Origin of the sequence: Staphylococcus sp. GDY8P45P (assembly GCF_017892745.1) — a bacterium.
GTDB lineage: Bacteria > Bacillota > Bacilli > Staphylococcales > Staphylococcaceae > Staphylococcus > Staphylococcus cohnii.
Genome location: NZ_JAESLS010000009.1, coordinates 212,101 through 235,970 on the forward strand (window position 1 = coordinate 212,101; position 23,870 = coordinate 235,970).

Sequence of the window (23,870 nt, forward strand, 5' to 3'; positions counted from 1 at the left end):
TTAGAGGTGTAACAGTATGACAGTTTATATAGAAACTGAGCGTTTAAGGTTACGGGACTGGCAAGCAGAAGATTTACTTCCATTTCAACAGATGAATGCGAATCATCAAGTCCGTAGATATTTCCCGAGTTTACTAAGCTATCGACGTTCAGAACATGATATGAAAAAGATGAATGACATTATTATAAATCATGGTATAGGACTTTTTGCTGTTGAATTAAAAGAAACAAATGGATGGCTTGGTTTTATTGGATTGAACTATGTACCTAAAGACAGCAAATATACGTTTGATGAGCTACCATTCTATGAAATTGGCTGGCGTTTAATCCCTGAAGTATGGGGGAATGGTTTCGCAACTGAAGGTGCAGAAGCGGTACTCCAATATGCAAAACAGCATGGTATTAATGACGTATATGCATTTACTTCAGAAAATAATGCACCTTCACGTAAGGTTATGGAAAAAATAGGTATGGAATTATATGATTTCTTTGAATATCCAGAATTAAGCAAATACCATCCGCTTAAAAGACATGTTAGGTATTATAAAGATCTGACAAAACAAGCAAAATAAAATATTAAATAATGTAGTGAGACATAAATCTCATTCTTATAAAAAAGACTAATCCATATGAAAATGGATTAGTCTTTTGTTTATTACGATTTTGACCGTGCATGCTTGCCTGGGGATATGGCTCGAGCCAGTAGTCTCTCACTCATATCATTTCCCTAGGCGTCCGCACGGTACAAATTCACAATGAATAACCATGTTTTAATTATATTTTCTTTTGTGTTTGATTTTTAATGAGGTGACTCAATTTTTGTAATGCAACATCAATATCTTCAATATTTATATAAGAATATGAAAACCTTATGTGATATTGAGCGTTTTTATCATAAATTTCACCAGGGTGAATTAAAATTTGATTTTGAATCGCTAAATCGAATAGTGTCTTCATGTTTACTGGCACATTCAATTTGAACCAAATATAATAAGAACCTTTAGGTATAGACCACGTACCTAAATCTTGAAAATGTTGATTTAAAGATTTTATAAATTTATGACGTCTCTCTAAAAGCGCTTGTTTTAAATATTTTAAATGTTGTTCATGGTATATGGGATTATTTAACCACTCAGTTGCGATAAATTGTGATAGTGAACTGGCACCATAGTCATTTTGCATTTTTAAATCAGCTAAATGCATAACAACGGAAGGTTTACCTATAATCCATCCTACTCTTAAACCGGGGCTCACTGTTTTGGATAAACTACTCATATATAAAATATTATCGTTCTCTTCCAATGATTTTAAAGGTCGAGGGCGAAGACCTTCGAACCACAAGTCGCCGTATACATCATCTTCAACAATAGGGATACCTGCTTGTTGGCATTGTTGAATTAATTTATATTTTTCTGCTTGGGTATATGAATGTTGTGTGGGGTTATGTAAAGTCGGTATACAATAAAAGATACTATTTTTATATAACGTTTTTGCATTAAAAATAGTATTTATTTGTTGTTTTATTTTAGAAATCGGTAAAAAGTTAAGGTCTGCTCGAATATTATGCCATGTATGTACAGAATTTATATATGAAGGTGTTTCTATAATAATCTTTGAATTTGGTATGAGTAAACCGTCAGCGATTAGTTTTAATCCCTGCAATGCACCTGAAGTGATACAAATGTTTTCTTCATTACACGTAATCCCCAATTTTTTAACATGATTTACAATCGCTTTTCTTAAATTCAAATTACCTAAAGGGTGTTCATAATTGGTTTTTAGAGCAGTTGTCGTTTGTTTTGAAAATATATCTCGAAATTGCTTGTTTGGGATTAAATGTGGACTAAGTTCACCAGTACTTAACCGTATTATGTGCGCATCGAATTCTAATTCGTTAATTCGTTGTATAAAGTATTGGTTATTCTTTGAAGCGCTATTTTTAATATAGTCATGCCAATTCATATTATGGTTGATATATGTATTCCAATTGCTTTTTGAAACGTATAACCCTTTACGTGCTTTGCTTTCTAATACTCCATAACTTTGTAGTATTTCTAAAGACTGAATAATAGTTGAACGATTGACACGATATTGAGTAGCCAAATTCCTCTGAGAAGGTAATTTCATACCTGCTTCTAAATCACCAGTTTTAATCTTTGAAAGTATATCATCAATAATTTCTTTGTATTTTGGCGTGAACATGTTAAATCTCCTTTAAATGATTGGTTGGCTTTTTAATTTATAACTGGTTGGTAAAAATCAATTGAATATATTGTATCATGATTATATACAGAATCACGCTCCGTATTTATATTTGAATATTTAATGCGTATTATTTTGTAGAAGATTAATTCATTCAGTCGAAAACATCAGTATAATGTGTGAATTAAAGCGAAATGATGGTTAGTAGTAATTGATTGTGAATGGCTATATATACCTGCTAGTTTAGTTCGAGAGAAGGGGAAACTGGTATGGTTTAATGATGATTTTGTTATTCAGAAAGAGGAGATAATATGTTTCAACCAATGATTCATGGTTTGTTTTTAGCTTTAGGTTTAATTTTACCTTTAGGTGCACAAAATGTATTTGTATTTAATCAAGGAGCAAACCAAAAACAATTCATTAAGACAATTCCAGTGATCATAGCAGCAGGGCTATGCGATACATTATTAATTGTATTAGCTGTATTAGGTGTGTCAGTTATATTACTGTCACTACCAATGTTACAAATTGTAATTTATTGTATTGGTTTTATTTTTCTTATTTATATGGCTTGGTCATTATGGAAAGAGAAACCTCAAGCGCTTGATCGTTATCAATCAATGTCTGCGCGAAAGCAAATTGGTTTTGCTTTGTCTGTTTCATTACTGAACCCTCATGCAATTATGGATACCATTGGTGTTATAGGTACGAACGCAGCAATATATGAAGGTACAGATAAAATGTTTTTTACCATAACTACAATCATTGTTTCTTGGTTTTGGTTTATATTTTTGGCTATTGCTGGCAAAGTCGTAGGTAATATTGATAAAACTGGAAAATATATCTTAATATTAAATAAATTTTCAGCAATGATTATTGTGATAGTTGCATGTATCATATTAAAACAATTATTAGTAATACTATTTTAAACATAAGAAAAGCAGAGATAATTGCATCGTAATGCATACATATCTCTGCTTTTAAAGTTAATCGTAACTTCTAACACCTAAAGGCTTATAGTTATGAATCGTTTCGAACAGCTCTTCAGGATTGTTACATAGTGGTGCAAGTGATTGATATTTTTTATCGATAAATCCCTCATGAATCATATGATCAATCAATGTTTGTAAAGGCTGGAAAAAACTGTTGATATTATAGATAGCGATTGGCTTTTCATGAATACCAATTTGTGACCAACTATACATTTCAAAAAATTCTTCTAAAGAGCCAGCGCCTCCTGGGGCCATGACAAATGCATCTGCTAATTCTGCCATTTTGTTTTTTCTTTCATGCATAGAATCAACTAATATGAGTTCACTTAGTCTAGTACTAGTAATTTCTCGTTCGTTTAACATATTGGGCATAACACCAATGGCACTACCGCCATGATCTAATACACCATCTTGAATTGCTCCCATAATACCAACAGAACCAGCACCAAATACCAGTTCATAATTATGTTTAGCCATATAAGTGCCTAACTGATAAGCTTCTTTCATGTAGGATGCGTCTTTACCTTTACTTGCACCACAATAAACAGCAATTTTTTTCATACTCTATTCCTCCGTAAATAATGACAAATCATTAATTATAGACAAAAAATTTTGTTCAAATATCGCAATGTCATCTGCTGTAAAAGCAGAAGGACCTTTAGTACGCCCGCCACTTTTTCGGAATTGTGCACTAGCATGTCGTTGTTCTAACAAGGTGTTGATATTATTTTGATTGAACACAAACCCTTTATGGTGCATAACAACTATAGCTTTATTTAATAATAAACTCGCAAGTCCATAATCTTGTGTTATTACAATATCTTCTGATTGAGTGATTTTAACTATTTTATAATCGACCGCATCTGGGCCGTCATCAACATAAATGATATTGACGTGATCAGGTTGTACTTTTGAAGAAAAATGACTAAAGCTTCGAACGACGGTAACAAAGATGCTTGTCCCTTTCGTCAATTCAACAACAGAATTGGTAACAGGACAAGCATCTCCATCAATGATGACTTGAGTCATAATAATTATTTACCTTTTTCTTCATTGTTTTGTTTAACAATGCTTTTAGCAACATAATTTTTGTACTTTTTGAATTCCGCTAAACGATCTTTTTTATTTTTATCGCGAGCTTTGTCTTCTTCTTTATGACGTTTATCTATATTTTTTTGTAATTTCTTATTGAATTTATTTATTTCTTTGCGATTTTCTTTTTCAAGTTTTTCGCCTTTTTGTTCTGTTTCTTTGTCTAGTTTTCCTGGAGTCATGCCAACTTTTTCCATGTGTTTGTTAGATTTTTTCATAGATTGAATACGTTGTTTTTCATTTTCTTGACGTTTCTTATCTTCTTCATTGTGGCGTTTGTCTATATTTTTCTGTAATTTCTTATTCATTTTCTCTGCTTCTTTACGATTTTCTTTTTCAAGTTTTTCGCCTTTTTTCTCAATATAAGCAGGATCGTGCTCTTTAGCAATACGTTTTAGTTCGCGTTTTTGATCTATATTATGTTTTTTATCAATAACATAATCTTTTGCGTTTGAAGATTTATCTACTACTGTATCTTTAATTTGAACAGATTTGTTTGCTACGGTTTTTGAAGCTTTAGCAGTTGCATCACTGGCTTTTTTAACATCTGGATGATCTTTAATACGTTTACGTTCAACGATTAACGGTACTAAAAACACAGGCGCTACTGTGATGATTGTTTTAATTAATTGCTTTTTGTCCATACTCGTTGCCTCCAATAATTTTATACTATCTACTTATTACCCCATAATACATCATAATAAACGGTAAATACACGTTCTTTCATGGATTTATTGCTATAATTTTAGAAATGAAATTTAAGAAGAGGCTGGACAAATTATTTGTCTCAGCCTCTAACCATTTTACTGTCCACTGATTCCCTGGCCTATACCAAAGCCGAAGTAAAGGATTGCGATTATAATAACTAACACAATTCTATAAATGGCAAATGGAATCAATTTTATTTTACTAATTAAGAATAAGAATGTTTTAATGGCAATTAAACCAACGATAAATGCTGTGATAAACCCTAGGAAGTAAAAACCAATGTGGTTTAAATGAATATATTCAAAGTTTTTTACTAGTGATAAACCACTTGCTGCTAACATCACAGGAACTGCCATAATAAATGTGAAATCAGAAGCAGATTTATGGTTCATTTTCATAAGTACACCTGTTGAAATTGTAGAACCAGATCTACTGAAACCAGGCCACATAGCGATAGCTTGAGATAAACCAATTACAAAAGCTTGGAAATAATTAATTTGATCTACTGTTTGTGGATTCGTAACTTTTTTACTGTATATATCTGCAATAATCATATATATTGCCCCGATAAATAATCCAATCATGACTGTTGGGACACTAAATAAATATTTTTCAATAACATCGTCAAACATTAAACCAAGGATACCGGCTGGAATCATACCCACAATGATGTGGAGTAAGTTTAAGCGTTTTGGTTTTTGACCGATACCATCGATGGGCTCAGATCTATATTTACCTATATGTAACATTTCAAAATAACGTTCACGGAATACCCAGGCTCCTGCGAACACAGAACCGAGCTGAATCACAATTTTAAAGGTGAATGCAGATTCAGAGCCTAAAAATTGAGTTGATTTTAACCACATATCATCTACAAGAATCATATGACCAGTAGAAGATACAGGTGCAAACTCAGTTAATCCTTCGACAATTCCTAGAATGATTCCTTTTATCAATTCAAGCAATATCATAATTAACCTACTTTCATAATATGGATTATAGTTTATTCATTTTCATTTTATAATAATAGCACATTAAAATTATAAAGTGCCATAGATAAATAAGATTTTGGACTAAAGACTGAGGAAAAAGGTACTTACTTCAGTTAATGGAGGCGAAAAGTACATCATTATAAATTTCCATTAGAACGGCAAAATATTTTTTGGGAAACTTTATTTATAATTTAATAAGTTTATAATGATGAAAAGTTTACTGTTTATGTTTAAAATTTAATAATTCAATCGTTTAATTATAATTATGGCAAAAATATGAATTAAGTAAATAAAAATGTATTAATTTTTGAGCCAATTCATTTCATTTTAATACAATCCATATATAATATGAACCAGGTGATATTTGTGAAAAGATTAACAAGTTTAGCGATGAAGTATAAAATTTATCCAATATTAATGTTTGTAATAAGTACAGTATTAGCGATTACTGTAGTCATTCAGAACGTTGCTATAGCAGAAATTTTAAATGCAATGTTACGCAATACACATCAAGATTTGTTAATTTTACTACTAGTGACATTAATTATTTTATTAGCAAGAGCGATATTTAATACAATAAATCAAATGATAGGTAATCGTATGTCTGCTCGCGTTAAATATGACTTACGACGTCAATTGATTTTGAATAAATCGTCAGAACCCATTGGTGTTCAAATAAATACACTAACTGAAAATATAGATGGCATAGTACCATTTTTTAATAGTTACTTTCCTCAGGTTTTTAAGTCAATGATGATACCGCTATTTATCATAATTGCAATGTGCTTCATACATTTGAACACTGCTTTAATTATGATTGTAACTGCACCATTTATACCAATGTTTTATATCATTTTTGGGTTGAAAACACGTGATGAATCAAAAGATAAAATGACCTATTTAAATCAATTTAGTCAGCAGTTTTTAAACAAAATAAAAGGGCTGATTACGCTCAAATTATTTAATAAAACTGAGGCTACAGAACAGTCTTTATATGAAGAAAGTACAACATTTCGAAATTTAACGATGCGTATTTTAAGAAGCGCCTTTTTATCGGGATTGATGTTGGAGTTTATCAGTATGCTAGGTATTGGCCTTGTTGCTTTAGAAGCGGGTCTAGGATTGATATTGTTTGATAGTATAGATTTTAAAACGGCAGCTATAGCAATCATATTAGCCCCTGAATTTTATAATGCTATTAAAGATTTAGGTCAATCTTTTCATACTGGAAAGCAAAGTGAAGGATCAAGTGATGTTGTCTTCGATTTATTAGATCGACAAGAGCGATATGTAAAATCACAAGTGCAAACGAATAGTTATCAAAAGCCATTAATACAACTTGAGCATGTGTATTATAAATATGACGACACACAACATCATGCTTTGGAAGATATCAATCTTAGTATTTATGATGGAGAACATATTGCATTAATTGGAAAAAGTGGGGCTGGAAAGTCTACTTTAGCCCAAGTTATAGCACAACATTTTAAACCGCAATATGGCTCTGTGATCTATAAACAACAATTAAAAATTGGTTTTTTAAGTCAGCATCCATATATTTTTAACGCATCTATTAGAGATAATATGACCATGTTCCAAAAAATTGATGAAGATAAAATTTTAGAAGCGCTTGACGATGTTAACTTAAAACAGGTTGTCAATGCGTTAGAAAACGGTATTGATACTTGGATTGGTGAAGGTGGAGAGATGCTCTCTGGAGGACAGATGCGAAGAATTGAACTGTCACGTTTGTTATTATTACAACCTGATGTATTGATATTTGATGAACCTGCAACGGGATTGGATGTACAAACAGAACATGTCATTCAATCTGTGATAAACAAAAAGTTTAAAAATACGACTATCATCACTATCGCACATAGAGAAAATACCATAAAAAATGCAGATAGACGTATAAAGATTAATGAGGGTTCTGTTGAGTCTATAAAAGTAATCAAGCAAAATGCGTATAAAGGTGGTGACTTGTGTTGAGACCACATATTCAATTTAAGTTAGATAAAGATTTAATTTTATCTATCATTGTAGGTATATTAGGCAGTTTAACTGCATTAAGCATGTTTTTCTTAAGTGGTTATATGGTAACGCAAAGTGCTTTAGGTGCACCATTATTTGCTTTAATGGTTTTAATTGTTTCTGTTAAAATGTTTGGATTTATACGTGCTGTTGCAAGATATATCGAACGATTATTATCTCACAAAGCAACATTTACTATGTTGAGAAATGTGAGGGTGCAATTTTTCAAAAATATTATACCTGTCGTACCAGACGTGTATAGAAAATTTAAATCCAGTGATTTACTTGGCCGTATGGTTGGTAGTGTGGAAGCACTACAAAATATTTATTTAAGAGTTTATTATCCACCAGTAGTCATTGGCTTAACGGCGTTGATTGCAATGGTTGTGACTTTTTATTTCTCATTTGTTCATGCAATTATCATCTTTATTAGTATGTTGATAACATTGGTTTTAATTCCTTGGTTAAGCGCGAAAAAGGCACAATTATTAAAAAGGGATGTTAATCGTATACAAGATCAATTTTTAAATCAATTTTACGATTATAAAGAAGGGTATCAAGAACTTGCACGATTTGACCAAACAGAATATTATCAGCATCAGGTTTTAGAACAATTGAATGCGTATGAACAAGCACAAGCAAAAGAACAACGCTTTTTATCGTTGTATGAATATAGCTTAAATCTGGTTTCAATGATTGCTTTATTTGCAACTTTATATTTGGGTGTCACACTAGTGCAAAATCAACAGCTAGATGTTGTTTACTTAACAAGTATTGTTTTGATGATGTTAACATTATTTGAACAAGCAATTCCTATGAGTAATGTGGCTTATTATAAAGCGGATACGGATGAAGCTTTAAACAATATCAATGAAGTTATTGCACACCCAATTCAACAAGGCAATCAACCACTATCATTGGATAATGCTGTACATCAACCATTAGTAGAAGTTCAAAATGTTGATTTTAAATATTGGAATCAATCGAATTACACTTTAAAAAAAGTACAGCTGAGTGTGCAAGAAGGTGAACATGTTGCAATTATTGGTCCTTCTGGTTCAGGAAAGAGTACCTTATTACAATTAATGTTAGGTCTCTATCAAAGTGAAGATGGCACGGTTTTAATAAATAATCAAGATATTACAAGTATTTTAGATTCAGATAAATACAGTTCGATTAATGCTCTATTACAGTCACAACAATTATTTGATGGTACAGTACGTGATAATTTATTCACTGATCAAGAAGATGCAGTAATCGAAGATGTTTTTGATACACTAGGTTTATCACACATTGATTTAGATAGACACATCACACTTTCAGGTAATACACTATCTGGTGGTGAAATTCAAAGAATTGGTATTGCTAGATTATTATTAAAAGAGGCTCCGATTTGGGTGCTTGATGAACCTACTACAGCGTTAGATATTTATCATACGAATCTTGTGATGGATGAAATTCACAAACAATCTCAAACATTAATCGTTGCAACACATGATTTACGATTACTACCCAAATTTGATAAAATCATGGTTATGGTTGACGGGGAAATCATAGAATATGGAGATTACCAATCGTTACTATCAAACAAAGGCTATTTATATCAAATGGTCATGTTAAATCAAGCGTGACTTTTTAATAAAAAGTAGCAAATAAGTACTTGATTTGTAAGTGGAAAATGTTAAAAATTTAATATGAAGCTCTTACAAATGAACGAATCACTGAAGTATTTGTGCAGAAATGTATAATTACTTCAGTGATTTATTAATAGTATTTAAAAAAGGGGCGGGATAGAAATCTAATTTTATTAAAAGATTCCTCCTTCCACCCTCGTAAGAATGACTAGCATTGAAAAAAGTATAAAATGATTACCTGAGCAGTCGCTCATGCATAAGCCCCACTAACCCAACAAGTTGGGAAGTGGGGCTTTACAATAAGAAAGAGTCTAGGACAATTCAATGCTGTCCCAGACTCTAGCTTTAAATTAATATATTTAATTAATCAATTTCATATAGTTTTACTTTAACATTAGAAATTTAGCATTATTTTGCTTTTTCTTCAGTAAAGGCATTAATTACTTTTGAAAGTAATCGATTTAGTTCTTTGTTTTCTTCTGCGCTAAGTGAAGATGCAACTGCCACATCTTGGCATGCTGTATCCAATTCAGGTCGAATTGCTTCACTTTTATCTGTTAAGTGGATAAACACTTCACGTTGATCTACTTCAGAACGTTCACGTTTAATTAAATCAACTTGCTCCATTCTTTTTAGTAATGGAGATACAGTACCTGTATCAAGTGCTAATTCAGTTACGACTTTTTTCACGTTAACAGGTGAATCAGCCCATAAGATTGTTAAAACTAAAAACTGTGGATATGTTAATTTGTATTTTTTAAAGACATTGTTAGAGTAGTAGCGATTTACTTGTCTTTGAGCATTATACAAACTGAAACATAATTGATCCTTTAAATTAAGTGGTTCAGACATAAAGTTCTCCTCCAGACATTCTATCCGTTTTGTTCTTTCTGTTTCGGATTTGAATCCGTCTATTGTTGTGTTACACTTCCTCAAGCATACTTTCACACTGTGCCATGCTAAAATAAAGTATGTATAAAGTTTAGAAGAAAGTCAACATTTTATCAAGTGAAAGGTTAATTATAAGAATAATTAAGGTTTTACGCAAACATTTTTATTTATGAAATGAGTGAGTATATGAAAAATATTAACAATCAGAAAACCAAAATTACGATTATTACAGGATTTCTAGGAAGTGGTAAAACAACTTTCCTCAGTAAATATATAAAATATTTACAAAAAAGCAATGAAAATCCGGGCGTAATCGTAAATGAATACGGTAATTTAGATATAGATAGCTATGCTATTAGCAATGATATTGAGGTTGTGTCAATATTAAATGGTTGCGTATGTTGTGATATGCAACTAGATTTAATAAAACAATTAAAACATTTTCTAAGCAAAAGTGCAATGCGCCATATAATAATTGAGGCGACAGGTTTAGCACATCCAATTGAAATTATTGCGGCATGTCAGGATCCTGAAATCATTGAACAAGTCGACCAACCTACAGTTATAGGATTGGTGGATGGGCCTCGCTTCTTAAATCGTTTTCAATATACCAACCATACAATTCAATTGATGGAAGAACAATTATCTGTGTGTCATGACATAGTGATGAACAAAATGGACCTCATTGATAATCATGCACATGATATTGATGAAGCAATTCACAAAATTAATCCAACAGCATCTAAATATTTTACTACATATGCAGATATGGATATGAATCAAATTAGTTCGGTTGCAAATGGAAATCAAATGAAAATAAATTCCCATGTACATCATCATGGTATAAATCGTATACATTATCATTTTTCTGGACCGATTAATAGACAATTATTTTATCAATTTATTTTACGGTTACCAGATAATGTTCTAAGATTAAAGGGATATGTGAAATTTAAAGATGTACCCGAAGATATTTATGAATTTCAATATGCTTTTGGGTTGCCAGATTATCAAACGATTGATAAAGAAGTGTCCTTGACGATAGTTATTATTGGTGAGCAATTAGATGTAAATAAACTACGAAATCAATTAGATATGCTACAATTTACCTAATTTAAATTAATGTAATGAAGAAGGGGGTTTGATTCACTATGGAAAGAGTGAAGATTAACCAACATGTATCCTTTTCAAATGTAATACAAGGATTTTGGAGAGCAAAAGATTGGAATTGGACACCACAACAGTTAAATCGCTATATTAATGAACTAGTTGAACGTGGTATTACTACGATGGATCACGCAGATATATACGGTGATTATAGTTGTGAAGGAATTTTTGGAGAAGCGCTTAAATTATCACCTAATCTACGTGAACATCTTGAAATTGTTTCTAAATGTGGCATCGTATTGCCATCAGACCATTTAGCGGCAGCAGATGGACATCGATACGATCATAGTAAAAAACATATCACAGAAACTGTGGAACGTTCTCTCAAACAATTACAAGTAGAACAACTAGATTCATTACTGATTCATAGGCCATCACCATTGATGGATCCACATGAAATCACAGAAGCTGTTAAATCTTTAGTTAAAGAAGGAAAAATCAAATCGTTTGGAGTATCAAATTTCAACAAATCGCAGTATGATTTATTAAGTAAATGTTTAGTTTGTGATAAATTACATATTACTTTAAATCAATTAGAAGTTTCTCCTTATACGTTAGATGCAATTGAAGATGGAACCATTAACTATATGTACAAAGATGATGTTAAAATAATGTCATGGAGTCCATTGGCTGGAGGAAAACTGTTTGATCTTGAAGATGAAAAAACAGCAAGAATTACTGCGATTATATCTCCATTGGCACAAAAGTATAATGTTACGACAACTGCAATTATTATGTCTTGGTTAAAGAAACATCCAGCTTCAATCATGCCAGTGTTAGGCACGCAAAAGATTAATCGTATTGATGAAGCATTACAAGGTATGGCAACAACGTTAACTGACCAAGAGTGGTTTGATATTTATACAGCTTCCTTAGGTCATGATATTCCTTAGATTTTAATTTAGAAGGAGCGTAGAACATGAGTAATCAAAGTGAACAACACCTTAGAAATCAGTTTAGATTTCAACGCAATTTTATTAATTTTCCTTTTTTGGGTTTTGCAATAGTAATTGCTTTATTAAACATAATATATCCTGATATTAATTTAATGATGACATTATTTGGCCTGTTCTTTTTTTACAATGGTGCGATATTGTTTGTTGCGTTTATTAAACATTATAAACGCGTTATGGTATTAGCAATCATCTTAACCTTATTATCATTAGCACTATTTGGAATGACGATGTATTTATATGCTAAATCAAATAATTTACTATAATGTTCAATATTATTTGATTTAAATAATTAGGAGGGCATACATGGAGCAATGGATCACTCACTTTATGGAACAATATGGTTATTGGGGAATTGCTTTTCTAATATTTTTCGAGAATATCTTTCCACCTATACCATCTGAAATCATCTTAACCTTTGGTGGTTTTATGACTACACACTCTAACTTGAATTTTATTGGTGTAACACTAACATCAACTGTGGGATCTGTTGTTGGAGCGATTGTCCTTTATGGCATTGGTGCTTGGATAGGAGAGCGAAATTTATATAAAGTTGTAGATCGTTATGGAAAAATCATACGAGTAAAAAGAAGTGATTTAGATAAAACACTGCAATGGTTTGAACAATACGGTTATTGGACGATATTTTTCTGTCGATTTGTACCGCTTTTAAGAAGTTTAATTTCAATTCCAGCCGGTTTAACACGTATGAACATGCCTTTGTTTTTATTATTTACAACAATTGGTACATTGATTTGGAATATCGTTTTAATTTATTTAGGACAAACAGTTGGTAGCAATTGGCATGTTATCGTGCACTATATGGATATTTACTCTAAAATTATTTATATCGTACTTATTATTCTAGCTGTTTTTATTATTTGGAAGTGGTTGAAACGCCAACGAAAACATAAGTGAAAGTGATGATAGTTAAACGAACTAACTCAATAAATTGAGAAGTGATTTAAGGATTACCTGAGCTAGCGCTCATGCATAAGTCCCACTAACTCAATAAATTGAGAAGTGGTTTAGGGATTACCTGAGCTAAAGCTCATGCATAAGTCCCACTAACTCAATAAATTGAGAAGTGGGACTAAAAAATACTGAGACAATTCATTTGTCTAGCATTATAAGGGGCTGACATTATGACAAAACAAAAGATTTCTATTATAGGTGCTGGTAATACAGGATCTACCTTAGCTTTTATTATCGCTAAACATGAATTAGCGGATGTTGTATTGATTGATCAACCTAAAAATGAAGGACAGGTTAAAGGTAAAGCACTGGATATATTACAAAGTAGTCCAATTTATGGATTCGATGTAAATGTTTCAGGATCAGTAGATTATTCTGATACAAAAAATTCAGATATTGTTGTAATTACTGCAGGGGTACCACGTAAGCCTGGAATGAGCAGAGACGATTTGGTTAAAATAAATGAACAAGTAATGGAAGAAGTTACAAAAGAAATTGTTAAATACTCCCCAGAATGTAAAATAGTAGTGCTTACCAATCCAGTTGATGCAATGACTTATACAGTCTTGAAAGCATCAGGTTTTTCTAAAAAACGTGTTATTGGACAGTCAGGTATATTAGATACTGCAAGATATCAAACATTTATAGCAGAAGCTTTAGGTATCTCTATTAAAGATGTTAAAGGGTTAGTTCTAGGTGGTCATGGAGATACGATGCTTCCATTAGTAAATGCTACAAATGTTAATGGTGTTCCATTGACTAAATTATTAGATGAAACTACTATTAGCCAAATTATTGAACGCACTCGAAAGGGTGGTGCTGAAATAGTGGAATTACTAGGTACAGGTTCTGCTTATTATGCGCCAGCTTCGGCGGTATATAGTATGTTGGAAGCAATTTTGAAAGATCAACAACGTTTATTACCTGCCATCGCATATTTAGAAGATGAATACGGTTTTTCTGATATTTGCTTAGGTGTGCCTACAATATTAGGTGGAAATGGTATAGAACGCATTTTAGAGCTTACACTTTCGGATGAAGAATTAAAGCAATTACAAATTTCAGCAAATGCTGTTCAACAAGTGAAAAAATCACTTAAAAATAAATAATTTAATATTTTAAAAAATAAAACCCATAATAGTGTTCTGTAGTTTCAGAACGTAGACAACCCCTTCGCATTAATTTGTGAAGGGGTTGTCTATTTTTATAGTTTTTTCAAAATAGTAGTGGTATTTCAGACCATTATTGGTCATTTTACTAACCATATTGCCATTTTTTAAAGATTCATGGCAACACAAATTAGCATGGTATCCATAGAAAATTTGTCACTCAGAGACTATTTTTAGTGTGATATTGGCAGTGATTTGGGCGGACTCCTGCGGGAAGAGCACTAGCCGAAGACTACAGGCTAAGGCAGTGCCCGCGGAAAGCGTGCACAAAAAAACTGCCAACAAAGTCGGAGACTTTGTCGACAGTCTGAACACACAGTAGTGTTCTGTGGGTTTTTAACTATATATTTTAGTTCGTGATTACATTCTGAAAATACAGATATATACCGCAACGTATTCAAAAAAAGTTAAAATATACATATACTTTAATCTTATCTTTGTTTTAATAGAAACATGCCAATTAGGATATTTTCGTTCATAATAAAATAATTGTAAATAAAATAAACCGATACCTAGTGGTAAACACATAAGCAAGATGCTTTTTGTGTATGAAAATCCTACGTCATGAAGTAAATGTCCAATAATTAATTGAAATACGATGAGTACAATAAGTAAAATTAAGATATTAAAAGTCATTTTGTACGTTGTACTCCTTTCGCAAATGTATAAATTAAAATTTGAAGTAATACCAATAATATGACAAATAGGAAAGCATCAAAATCTAAATGATTGACAACTTCTCTATAAATTCGAAGTGGTTCATTGATAATATAAACAGAATGCAAACGTAAGAACCGTCCAATATAAATACCTAAGCCATTTAAAAACATCATAATGAGTATAATGGTTCTATTTAACCAACGGTGAGTTGTAAAGTTTTCCATTTCTACAAACATCAAAATTAATAAATATAAAGCTAATAAGACGCCAGCAACTAAAAATGTAAAATACACCCATTCAACGATGATTAAACCTTGATAAAAATTAAAAGTAAATTGATTTAAATGTATTAAATCCGTAACCATATATAGCGTATTGGGCACCATGCATAAAAATATAAGCACAAAAACGATAAATAATGGCCATTCATATTTATATTTCGGTTTAAATAAATTTAATAGTAAGCATAATTCGAATGGAACATATGCTAGAAAGAGATTAAGCGTCATAAATTGATAAAATTGATTAAAGAAAATTGATATGATCATTAAAATTAAAAATATTGTTCTAGCAATGTAACGAGGGGCGATACTTACACCTACTTTCTTTTTGGATTTATATTTGTGTTAAGCACACAAGCTCATATAATTATTTTTATAGAGTATAACTATAGCTGAAGTTTAAAAAACAACTTTACCTGAAATGGAATTTTTATATAATCTTGTCTATGAAGTATTAGATATTGTTTTGTACATGATAATAAGTATTAATTTTAAACAACAAATAAAAATCCCCTTAAAAAGCTTATTGCCAAGGGAACATAAACGTAAAATTACGAACGTGATTTTTTATAATACAATTTATAGACAGAAATTTCAATTATAAACACTAGTCAAAATGAATGAAAACGTTTTATAGACAAAAACAAGTTAAACATAAATATTTATTTTCAAATAAGGGATAATCCATAAAATTTGGATTATCGTGTAAGACTTTTGCCAGTTGTCAATTAGTATAGTTCGATTCAATAGTTATTTACATAATCAATCCTTGAGCGTCAACACGTTTCAAAATTGTAAAAAAGATACATGTTAATACAAAAAACAAATGGAGCATGGTAGTCGGCGATATTACAAAAATTTCATAAACGTATAAAAACGTTAATTTCTATATAATTTCAATAGAAATTAACGTTTATGCTTTAGGCAGAGATATTAATATCCATGATGCTTGATTAGTATAGATTACTTTTTTTAATCCTTTACTTATAAAAAATAATATTTAAATTGATATATTTTTATAAGTTAAATACAGTTAATGTATTATTTGAATAATGTTAAAACTTTGTTGGGTGGGCGCCAATGAATTACAAATCTAATAGATTTAAGCCAATGTCGGCATTGTGTTTACGATTTATATCTAAGTTTGTCATTGTAATGACGATTTCTGCAGTAGCTGAAACAACTGCTTTTGTTAAATGACCACTTAATGTTTCATATTGATTAGTACCAAAAGTTGCATGTAAATGTGCAAATGGCTTTTCATCAATATGAGAAATATTACCTAAAAGGCTAATTAATTCTAAAGGTTCTTTAATTTCTTTTTTTTCATAGGTTTTAGTTTCTAAATTATAGAAATTTAATTCTACGTCATCACAAGCGCCGATACCACTAACTGTTCCAAATTTACCATTTTGCTCACGAGCAAGATCCGTTACAGCTTCAACAATGTCTTCACCTTGTTCTAAAACTAATACGATTGTATTACCATCTACTTGATATACCATTTGAAAACCTCCATTCAAATTATTGCATTTAATATCATTATACAATTAATTATTTATGAGATGTATAATAGTGTTTGAAAATGTAAGTTTTTCTATTGTTTTTCTGTAGGAAAATGTTATAGAATGTTCTAATATTGTGCATTCCTCTAAATTAACGATACAAAACAAGATGATGAAAAAAGTGTATAAAAGAATGGAGTGAGAAACGTGAATAAACAATTTTATATTTTATATTTTAATATCTTTTTAGTCTTTTTAGGTATAGGTCTAGTTGTACCAGTGCTACCAGTATATTTAAAAGATTTAGGTTTAAAAGGTAGTGATTTAGGAATTCTTGTTGCGGTCTTTGCACTCGCACAAATGATTATTTCACCATTTGGTGGTACGCTTGCAGATAAATTAGGTAAAAAATTAATTATTTGTATTGGACTTGCACTTTTTGCAATTTCAGAATTCTTGTTTGCCGCAAGTCACACGTTTTCTCTACTAATCATTTCTAGAATATTAGGTGGTTTTAGTGCTGGAATGGTCATGCCTGGTGTTACTGGGATGATTGCGGATATTTCTATAGGAAAAGATAAAGCAAAGAATTTTGGTTATATGTCGGCGATCATTAATTCAGGCTTTATTTTAGGACCTGGTTTAGGAGGTTTGCTGGCGGAAGTATCGCATAGATTGCCGTTCTATGTGGCTGGTACAAGTGGTGTCGTGGCACTTATATTATCTATTACATTAATTAAAAATCCGAAAAATGAAACGCAAGATGGTTTTACACAATATCAACCTGAATTATTGGCTAAAATAAATTGGAAAGTGTTCCTCACTCCAGTCATTTTAACGCTAGTGCTTGCATTTGGTTTGTCTGCGTTCGAAACATTATTCCCTTTATATACAGCCGATAAAGCACATTATTCACCTATAGATATCTCCTTTGCAATTACCGGTGGCGGTATTTTTGGTGCGATATTCCAAGTGTTTTTCTTTGATAAGTTTATGAAATACTTTGAAGAGCTTACTTTTATTACGTATGCATTACTTTATTCAGCGATTATTTTACTTGCATTGACGTTTATGCATAGTTACTGGTCAATTATGATTATTAGTTTTATAGTATTTATTGGTTTTGATATGATTCGTCCAGCAATTACCAATTATTTTTCTAATATAGCTGGAAATCGTCAAGGATTTGCTGGTGGGTTAAATTCGACTTTTACCAGCATGGGGAATTTCATAGGCCCATTAGTAGCGGGTACATTATACGATATTAATTTTGAATTTCCACTGTATATGGCGATATTAGTGATGTTTATTGGTATGATCGTAATATTTTTTGAAAAAACAATTAGAAATCGTCTAAAAAAATCATAAATTTAATAAAAGACGCAGCCATTTTGCTATGGTTATTACTAAATGTTTATGAATGGCATGTAAAAATGAAAATGAATAATTATTTTATAAAAGACAAATTAGCTAATGTTATAGGAGTAAGAGATGAAATTAGAACTACCATTTTAATTTCGTCTCTTACTTTTTTTATTAAGCAAATTAAACATGGCAATTTTTAACCATACGTTCATTAGCAAGATTGCTAAATATGTATGAAGTAACAGGGTGTAATGGTTAATGAATTAAGTGATATAAGAATTATCAGAATTTGTACATTAGAATTTCAAATATGACACGAATGTTAAATAAAGTTGCACACATAATATTCATGTTACAGAAATTACAATTGTTTTAAATTGTGGTCTATATAAGTTTTTTGTTAAATATTTGTGATAATATGTTGTTATTATTAAAGAGAGATGATTAAGGGGATAAAGTTGAAGAATTTACTATTATCAATATTGGCTTTCCTATTAACATGTTGTTTCATATTTTTATTAGTGTTAGTTACGAACCAACAAGTGCTTGCAAAAGTACATGAAACAATATCGAGTTATTCCGATACAAATAATGTTGCCCAATCCAAAGCAGGGGAAGAAAAAGCAGATTTTGATTCAAATGTGCCGGATGACACAAGACATGACGTGCCAAAAGAAAAGCCATATAATGCAAAAAACCACGAACCTATAGCAAAATTAGCAACACATGATTTGAATGATAAAGAGGCTGGCGAAATCAATTTGCCTCAATTTTCAGAAGCGCTAAATAAAGCGCAAAAAATGGTTGATAGTGATAACCATTCTGAAAATGAATATAATGACTATGGTATTGATAGTACATGTGAGGGGACATATTACTATATTTTCACTTTCAAGAATAAGCAACATCCCGAAACATATTATAGAGTAACTGTAGATCAAAATAATAAAGCAAGGATATTTGATGATGCTTATAAAGTGCAAAATCACCAAGACCAAGACAAACCGAGAATATCACCACATGAGTCAGAAGTAATAGCTCAAAAATATGCAAAAGATGCACTAGGAAACAATGCAACCTTGAAGCAAGTACATGCTTCAAAGCAAGGTATGTTTTATACATTTTATGATGCGACCGCTAAAAAAGAATATAAAGTTATTGTGAATAAACTGGGTGATGTCATACGTCAACCTGCACTAAAATAGGAAAATGAAAACATTCAACTTTTAGATTCTATTGAAGTTGGATGTTTTTTATTGTCATAAAAAGTATAAAGTTAAATGTATCGATGTTATTATTATATTAAGTTTAAACTGATTTATACTTTGATGAATATTTAATTAATAAAAATTGAAAAGGATGAATGTTTTGAAAAAAATAAAAAAAGCAATTATACCTGCAGCAGGATTAGGTACAAGATTTCTTCCGGCAACAAAAGCTATGCCAAAAGAAATGTTGCCGATTTTAGATAAGCCAACGATTCAATACATTGTAGAGGAAGCAGCTCGTGCTGGTATTGAGGATATTATAATTGTAACCGGTAAACACAAGCGAGCAATTGAAGATCATTTTGATAATCAAAAAGAATTAGAAATGATTTTAGAAGAAAAAGGAAAAACGGATCTATTAGAAAAAGTGAATTATTCTACAGAACTTGCTAATATTTTTTATGTAAGACAAAAAGAACAAAAAGGGTTAGGACATGCGATTTATTCAGCACGTCAATTTATTGGCAATGAACCTTTTGCGGTACTATTGGGTGATGATATTGTGGAGTCAACACAACCAGCCATTAAACAATTGATAGATACATATGAAGAAACTGGTAAATCTGTAATCGGTGTCCAAGAAGTAAATGAAAATGATACACATCGTTACGGCATCATTGATCCGTTAGGTAAAAGCGGGCGTCAATATGAAGTGAATCAATTTGTGGAAAAACCGAAACAAGGAACGGCACCTTCAAATTTAGCGATTATGGGGCGTTATGTGTTAACACCTGATATCTTTGAATATTTAGCAAACCAAGGTAAAGGCGCCGGTGGAGAGATTCAACTGACAGATGCTATTGAAAGAATGAATAAAGAAAGTCAAGTCTATGCCTACGACTTTGAAGGTGAGCGTTATGATGTCGGTGAAAAATTAGGTTTTGTAAAAACTACAATAGAATTCGCTTTAAAAGATCAAGAAATGAATGAAGCATTAACGAAATTCATTAAACAACTCAAGCTAGATTGATGATTTGGGATAAAATTATTTTGATATGCATAAAACATTTTTAATCATATGAGGTATCGAAATGAAACAAAAGAAAACAAATGCTATGCGCATGTTAGATCGTCAAAAGATAAAATACAATGTCAATACGTATGAAATCTCGGATGAACATATGGACGGCACTGAAGTAGCACACAAAGTTGGCATAGAAGATAAATACGTATATAAAACACTTGTTTTAGAAAATAGTCATCACCATCATTTTGTGTTTATTATTCCAGTAAGTGATACATTAGATATGAAAGCGGCAGCTAACGCCGTAAATGAAAAGAAACTACAATTAATGCCTTTAGATGAACTTAAAAACGTAACAGGTTATATTAGGGGCGGTTGTTCACCGATTGGAATGAAAAAACAATTTCAAACTATTGTCGATCAGCAAGCAACTTGTATAGATTCTCTTTATATTAGTGGCGGAGAACGTGGGGTACAGATTGAAATGACAGTTGATGACTTGATTAAAATAACTAATGCAAAAGTGTTGAACGTCACTCATCAATAACAATATAATAAGATAATTAAAATCACGAAGTGGTCATGATACCATTTCGTGATTATTTAATGAGCAGTAAGCAATCATATACTTTTATGAAATCGCGAGCGTTAATGATTTGAAATTTTATTCGAATTTTTCGCTCTTTTTTTTATGCGTTTTTTAAATTGATGTTCTACGATTGTTAAAAACATAACGCTCAATGTAAAAAATGTGAGAACCATAGTTAAAACAAGCATAGAATCTATTGGAGATATAAGTAAAATTAACAACACGATAAAGTTACTAATATAAGCATATGTATAGAGTGAAATCATGGTCATTTGTATATATTTGTTCGTCGTTTGACTAAGAAATTGTAACAGGTTAAACCCCATTTGAAAAAACAACAGGATATACATAATCAACGTTTGAAAAAATACAAAGTCAGTTTTGAATTTTTCGCTTATATATATGTTGAGTACCATTAAAATAGCAAAGATCATTGCGATACTGATTCTGATTCTTTTTTCCCATTTTACTATAGATGATGGTTGCATAACTTCAAGACACACTCCTTGTAAGAAATAAGTGTAATGAAAAAAGGTTGTATAATACATGATTATTGTAACGTAATGAGATGTATTATCAAGATGTTCAAATGTGGTTATTAATACATAAATAAAAATCATAAATAATTGAGAAAAAGGAGGAATAACAAATTTTATTGGCTTAATATGATTGTTTTTGATTGTTTTTGACAAAAAATGATTGAAATAAGAAAGCGTAACCATTATAATGAAAATGAAATGAGGTGGAGGGATGATTACTGAAAAACGGCAGGAACTCATATTGACTGAATTGTCAAAAAAAGATTTTTTGACGTTACAGGAATTGATAGATCGAACAGGATGTAGTGCATCTACAATTCGCCGAGATTTATCCAAATTACAAAAAGTTGGGAAATTGAAAAGAGTGCATGGCGGCGCAATGTTAAACGACTCATCTATCTTAGAACCTAATTTAGCAGATAAACGCGGTACAAATTTAAAAGAAAAGCAAGAAATCGCACGGTTAGCAGCGCTGGAAATAGAAGATAATGAATGTGTTTTTATAGATGCTGGCTCGACTACACTTGAGATGATCCCTTACATCAGTGCACAAAATATTGTTGTTGTAACGAGTGGTTTGACGCATGTCGAAGAGCTAATTAAACAGGGTATTCGAACATTTATTTTAGGTGGAGAAATCAAATCGACAACATATGCGACAGTAGGTGCTAGCGCGCTTGAAACGTTGAAAAGCTATCGTTTTGATAAGGTATTCCTTGGTATGAATGGTATAGACATAAAATATGGTTTAACTACACCTGATGAGCAAGAAGCGATTATTAAAAAATACGCTATACATTTAGGGACAAACGCTTATATTTTAGCTGATCATGATAAATACGACAAGGTATATTTTGCACATGTGCCTGTAGAAACACAAGTTAGCATTATTACTTCTAAAAAAGTAAAAGAGAGTGACATATTTAAGAAATATACTGAACATTATACATTTATTGGAGGTACACGATGATTTATACGGTAACTTTTAATCCCTCTATTGATTACATCATGTTTGCTGATGATTTTGAATTAAATGGATTAAACAGAGCGACAGAAACTTATAAATTTGCTGGTGGTAAGGGGATTAATGTTTCAAGAGTGTTGCAAACATTGAACGTACCTTCAACAGCCTTAGGATTTGCGGGTGGATTTCCGGGTCAATTTATAGATGATACTTTAAAAAAAGCAGGTATTCAAACTGATTTTATAGAAATAGATGAAGATACGCGGATTAATGTAAAACTGAAAACTGGTGATGAAACAGAAATAAATGCACCAGGCCCAAATATTTCTCAAACACAATTTGAAAATCTACTCAGACAACTTAAACAAACTTCAAAAAAAGATATAGTAGTCGTGGCAGGAAGCATACCGAAAAGCGTCCCTAAAGATGCGTATGAACAAATTGCAAAAATCATAAAACAAACAGGTGCTCGATTAGTCGTAGATGCTGAAAAAGATTTAGTGGAAGCCGTATTAAAATACAATCCACTATTTATTAAACCGAACAAACATGAATTAGAAGTTATGTTTGATACAGCAATCAATTCGGACGAAGATGTTATCCATTACGCACAAGAAATTATGAAACAAGGAGCATCATCTGTGATTGTATCACTTGGTGGCGAGGGCGCAGTTTATGTTGACCATAAACATAGTTTGAAGGCGTCAGTACCTCATGGCCAAGTTGTCAATACAGTTGGTTCAGGTGATAGCACTGTTGCAGGCATGATAGCTGGTCTTGAAACAGGATTGACGATTGAAAACGCGTTTAAACAAGCGGTTTCTGCGGGAACAGCAACTGCTTTTAACGATGATTTAGCCTCATACAAAGCAATTGAAGATATTAAAGAACAAGTGACAATTACTACTCTAAAAGGGAGTGAATGAG

At 31.4% G+C, this 23,870-nt stretch carries 24 protein-coding genes; 15 read left to right on the forward strand and 9 right to left on the reverse strand.

Features of this window, described 5'->3' with window-relative positions:
• Positions 1-16 precede the first annotated feature (16 nt).
• Positions 17-571 (forward strand): GNAT family N-acetyltransferase, encoded by a 555-nt coding sequence (locus KA873_RS10880; RefSeq protein ID WP_019468188.1) that lies wholly within the window; start codon positions 17-19, stop codon positions 569-571.
• Positions 572-773: 202 nt separating this feature from the next.
• On the opposite strand, the gene KA873_RS10885 is transcribed toward KA873_RS10880, so the two are convergent.
• Positions 774-2,201: an aminotransferase-like domain-containing protein gene (locus KA873_RS10885; RefSeq protein ID WP_210140360.1), complete on the reverse strand. Its 1,428-nt coding sequence runs from the start codon at positions 2,199-2,201 to the stop codon at positions 774-776.
• Between the two features lie 311 nt (positions 2,202-2,512).
• Between KA873_RS10885 and KA873_RS10890 the strand changes: the two genes are divergently transcribed.
• Positions 2,513-3,130 (forward strand): LysE/ArgO family amino acid transporter, encoded by a 618-nt coding sequence (locus KA873_RS10890; protein WP_107384437.1) that lies wholly within the window; start codon positions 2,513-2,515, stop codon positions 3,128-3,130.
• A gap of 57 nt (positions 3,131-3,187) precedes the next feature.
• On the opposite strand, the gene KA873_RS10895 is transcribed toward KA873_RS10890, so the two are convergent.
• The 4 genes from KA873_RS10895 to KA873_RS10910 form a co-directional block, all read right to left on the reverse strand.
• Positions 3,188-3,754 carry an LOG family protein gene (locus KA873_RS10895; protein ID WP_210140362.1) on the reverse strand — a complete coding sequence of 189 codons (567 nt, stop codon included), beginning with the start codon at positions 3,752-3,754 and terminating at the stop codon, positions 3,188-3,190.
• Between the two features lie 3 nt (positions 3,755-3,757).
• Positions 3,758-4,222 (reverse strand): YaiI/YqxD family protein, encoded by a 465-nt coding sequence (locus KA873_RS10900; RefSeq protein WP_210140367.1) that lies wholly within the window; start codon positions 4,220-4,222, stop codon positions 3,758-3,760.
• Between the two features lie 5 nt (positions 4,223-4,227).
• Positions 4,228-4,929, reverse strand: coding sequence for a hypothetical protein (locus KA873_RS10905; protein WP_107386406.1), 702 nt, complete (start codon positions 4,927-4,929; stop codon positions 4,228-4,230).
• Positions 4,930-5,088: 159 nt separating this feature from the next.
• Positions 5,089-5,964, reverse strand: a complete 876-nt coding sequence (locus tag KA873_RS10910; RefSeq protein ID WP_107360223.1) for an undecaprenyl-diphosphate phosphatase — start codon at positions 5,962-5,964, stop codon at positions 5,089-5,091.
• A 387-nt stretch (positions 5,965-6,351) separates the two neighbouring features.
• Here KA873_RS10910 and KA873_RS10915 point away from each other — a divergent pair, with 387 nt between their 5' ends.
• Positions 6,352-7,977: an ABC transporter ATP-binding protein/permease gene (locus tag KA873_RS10915; protein ID WP_210140369.1), complete on the forward strand. Its 1,626-nt coding sequence runs from the start codon at positions 6,352-6,354 to the stop codon at positions 7,975-7,977.
• On the forward strand, positions 7,974-9,650 hold the full coding sequence (gene cydC / locus KA873_RS10920) for a thiol reductant ABC exporter subunit CydC (protein WP_210140454.1): 1,677 nt from the start codon (positions 7,974-7,976) through the stop codon (positions 9,648-9,650). The genes KA873_RS10915 and cydC overlap by 4 nt, the downstream gene beginning before the upstream one ends.
• A 411-nt stretch (positions 9,651-10,061) precedes the next feature.
• On the opposite strand, the gene mgrA is transcribed toward cydC, so the two are convergent.
• On the reverse strand, positions 10,062-10,505 hold the full coding sequence (gene mgrA / locus KA873_RS10925) for a global transcriptional regulator MgrA (protein WP_046207364.1): 444 nt from the start codon (positions 10,503-10,505) through the stop codon (positions 10,062-10,064).
• Positions 10,506-10,730: 225 nt separating this feature from the next.
• Here mgrA and KA873_RS10930 point away from each other — a divergent pair, with 225 nt between their 5' ends.
• The 5 genes from KA873_RS10930 (at position 10,731) to mdh (ending at position 14,748) form a co-directional block, all read left to right on the forward strand.
• Positions 10,731-11,657 carry a CobW family GTP-binding protein gene (locus tag KA873_RS10930; protein WP_107505246.1) on the forward strand — a complete coding sequence of 309 codons (927 nt, stop codon included), beginning with the start codon at positions 10,731-10,733 and terminating at the stop codon, positions 11,655-11,657.
• Between the two features lie 38 nt (positions 11,658-11,695).
• Positions 11,696-12,604 carry an aldo/keto reductase gene (locus tag KA873_RS10935; protein ID WP_210140371.1) on the forward strand — a complete coding sequence of 303 codons (909 nt, stop codon included), beginning with the start codon at positions 11,696-11,698 and terminating at the stop codon, positions 12,602-12,604.
• Positions 12,605-12,630: 26 nt separating this feature from the next.
• On the forward strand, positions 12,631-12,930 hold the full coding sequence (locus KA873_RS10940) for a hypothetical protein (protein WP_107384445.1): 300 nt from the start codon (positions 12,631-12,633) through the stop codon (positions 12,928-12,930).
• Between the two features lie 40 nt (positions 12,931-12,970).
• Positions 12,971-13,582, forward strand: coding sequence for a DedA family protein (locus tag KA873_RS10945; RefSeq protein WP_107384446.1), 612 nt, complete (start codon positions 12,971-12,973; stop codon positions 13,580-13,582).
• A gap of 227 nt (positions 13,583-13,809) precedes the next feature.
• The gene (gene mdh, locus KA873_RS10950; protein ID WP_210140373.1) at positions 13,810-14,748 is read left to right on the forward strand and encodes a malate dehydrogenase; all 939 of its coding nucleotides are present in this window, start codon (positions 13,810-13,812) and stop codon (positions 14,746-14,748) included.
• 420 nt (positions 14,749-15,168) lie between these two features.
• Here mdh and KA873_RS13610 read toward each other — a convergent pair whose 3' ends face one another.
• The 3 genes from KA873_RS13610 to KA873_RS10960 all read right to left on the reverse strand — a co-directional run bounded on the left by KA873_RS13610 (position 15,169) and on the right by KA873_RS10960 (position 17,254).
• Positions 15,169-15,444: a hypothetical protein gene (locus KA873_RS13610; RefSeq protein WP_107385382.1), complete on the reverse strand. Its 276-nt coding sequence runs from the start codon at positions 15,442-15,444 to the stop codon at positions 15,169-15,171.
• Positions 15,441-16,016 carry a DUF1361 domain-containing protein gene (locus KA873_RS10955; protein WP_154409551.1) on the reverse strand — a complete coding sequence of 192 codons (576 nt, stop codon included), beginning with the start codon at positions 16,014-16,016 and terminating at the stop codon, positions 15,441-15,443. Before KA873_RS10955 ends, KA873_RS13610 begins: the two co-directional genes overlap by 4 nt.
• An 818-nt stretch (positions 16,017-16,834) precedes the next feature.
• Positions 16,835-17,254: a PPC domain-containing DNA-binding protein gene (locus KA873_RS10960; protein ID WP_046207371.1), complete on the reverse strand. Its 420-nt coding sequence runs from the start codon at positions 17,252-17,254 to the stop codon at positions 16,835-16,837.
• 207 nt (positions 17,255-17,461) lie between these two features.
• On the opposite strand from KA873_RS10960, the gene norA reads away from it, so the two are divergent.
• The 6 genes from norA (at position 17,462) to pfkB (ending at position 23,869) form a co-directional block, all read left to right on the forward strand.
• Entirely contained in the window at positions 17,462-18,622 is a 1,161-nt protein-coding gene (gene norA / locus KA873_RS10965) for a multidrug efflux MFS transporter NorA (RefSeq protein ID WP_107384469.1), read from the forward strand.
• Between the two features lie 455 nt (positions 18,623-19,077).
• Positions 19,078-19,824: a hypothetical protein gene (locus tag KA873_RS10970; protein WP_107386259.1), complete on the forward strand. Its 747-nt coding sequence runs from the start codon at positions 19,078-19,080 to the stop codon at positions 19,822-19,824.
• Between the two features lie 163 nt (positions 19,825-19,987).
• Positions 19,988-20,857 carry a UTP--glucose-1-phosphate uridylyltransferase GalU gene (galU, locus tag KA873_RS10975; protein WP_107384467.1) on the forward strand — a complete coding sequence of 290 codons (870 nt, stop codon included), beginning with the start codon at positions 19,988-19,990 and terminating at the stop codon, positions 20,855-20,857.
• Between the two features lie 61 nt (positions 20,858-20,918).
• The gene (gene ybaK / locus KA873_RS10980) at positions 20,919-21,398 is read left to right on the forward strand and encodes a Cys-tRNA(Pro) deacylase (protein WP_107384466.1); all 480 of its coding nucleotides are present in this window, start codon (positions 20,919-20,921) and stop codon (positions 21,396-21,398) included.
• 792 nt (positions 21,399-22,190) lie between these two features.
• Positions 22,191-22,949, forward strand: coding sequence for a DeoR/GlpR family DNA-binding transcription regulator (locus KA873_RS10985; protein WP_210140375.1), 759 nt, complete (start codon positions 22,191-22,193; stop codon positions 22,947-22,949).
• On the forward strand, positions 22,946-23,869 hold the full coding sequence (gene pfkB / locus KA873_RS10990; protein WP_210140377.1) for a 1-phosphofructokinase: 924 nt from the start codon (positions 22,946-22,948) through the stop codon (positions 23,867-23,869). The genes KA873_RS10985 and pfkB overlap by 4 nt, the downstream gene beginning before the upstream one ends.
• The last annotated feature ends 1 nt before the right edge of the window (position 23,870 follow it).

Coding starts and splice junctions, on each gene's coding strand:
- KA873_RS10880 (WP_019468188.1), top strand. CDS start 17: ATGACAGTTTATATAGAAACTGAGCGTTTAAGGTTACGGGACTGGCAA.
- KA873_RS10885 (WP_210140360.1), bottom strand. CDS start 2,201: ATGTTCACGCCAAAATACAAAGAAATTATTGATGATATACTTTCAAAG.
- KA873_RS10890 (WP_107384437.1), top strand. CDS start 2,513: ATGTTTCAACCAATGATTCATGGTTTGTTTTTAGCTTTAGGTTTAATT.
- KA873_RS10895 (WP_210140362.1), bottom strand. CDS start 3,754: ATGAAAAAAATTGCTGTTTATTGTGGTGCAAGTAAAGGTAAAGACGCA.
- KA873_RS10900 (WP_210140367.1), bottom strand. CDS start 4,222: ATGACTCAAGTCATCATTGATGGAGATGCTTGTCCTGTTACCAATTCT.
- KA873_RS10905 (WP_107386406.1), bottom strand. CDS start 4,929: ATGGACAAAAAGCAATTAATTAAAACAATCATCACAGTAGCGCCTGTG.
- KA873_RS10910 (WP_107360223.1), bottom strand. CDS start 5,964: ATGATATTGCTTGAATTGATAAAAGGAATCATTCTAGGAATTGTCGAA.
- mgrA (WP_046207364.1), bottom strand. CDS start 10,505: ATGTCTGAACCACTTAATTTAAAGGATCAATTATGTTTCAGTTTGTAT.
- KA873_RS10930 (WP_107505246.1), top strand. CDS start 10,731: ATGAAAAATATTAACAATCAGAAAACCAAAATTACGATTATTACAGGA.
- KA873_RS10935 (WP_210140371.1), top strand. CDS start 11,696: ATGGAAAGAGTGAAGATTAACCAACATGTATCCTTTTCAAATGTAATA.
- KA873_RS10940 (WP_107384445.1), top strand. CDS start 12,631: ATGAGTAATCAAAGTGAACAACACCTTAGAAATCAGTTTAGATTTCAA.
- KA873_RS10945 (WP_107384446.1), top strand. CDS start 12,971: ATGGAGCAATGGATCACTCACTTTATGGAACAATATGGTTATTGGGGA.
- mdh (WP_210140373.1), top strand. CDS start 13,810: ATGACAAAACAAAAGATTTCTATTATAGGTGCTGGTAATACAGGATCT.
- KA873_RS13610 (WP_107385382.1), bottom strand. CDS start 15,444: ATGACTTTTAATATCTTAATTTTACTTATTGTACTCATCGTATTTCAA.
- KA873_RS10955 (WP_154409551.1), bottom strand. CDS start 16,016: ATGATCATATCAATTTTCTTTAATCAATTTTATCAATTTATGACGCTT.
- KA873_RS10960 (WP_046207371.1), bottom strand. CDS start 17,254: ATGGTATATCAAGTAGATGGTAATACAATCGTATTAGTTTTAGAACAA.
- ybaK (WP_107384466.1), top strand. CDS start 20,919: ATGAAACAAAAGAAAACAAATGCTATGCGCATGTTAGATCGTCAAAAG.
- KA873_RS10985 (WP_210140375.1), top strand. CDS start 22,191: ATGATTACTGAAAAACGGCAGGAACTCATATTGACTGAATTGTCAAAA.
- pfkB (WP_210140377.1), top strand. CDS start 22,946: ATGATTTATACGGTAACTTTTAATCCCTCTATTGATTACATCATGTTT.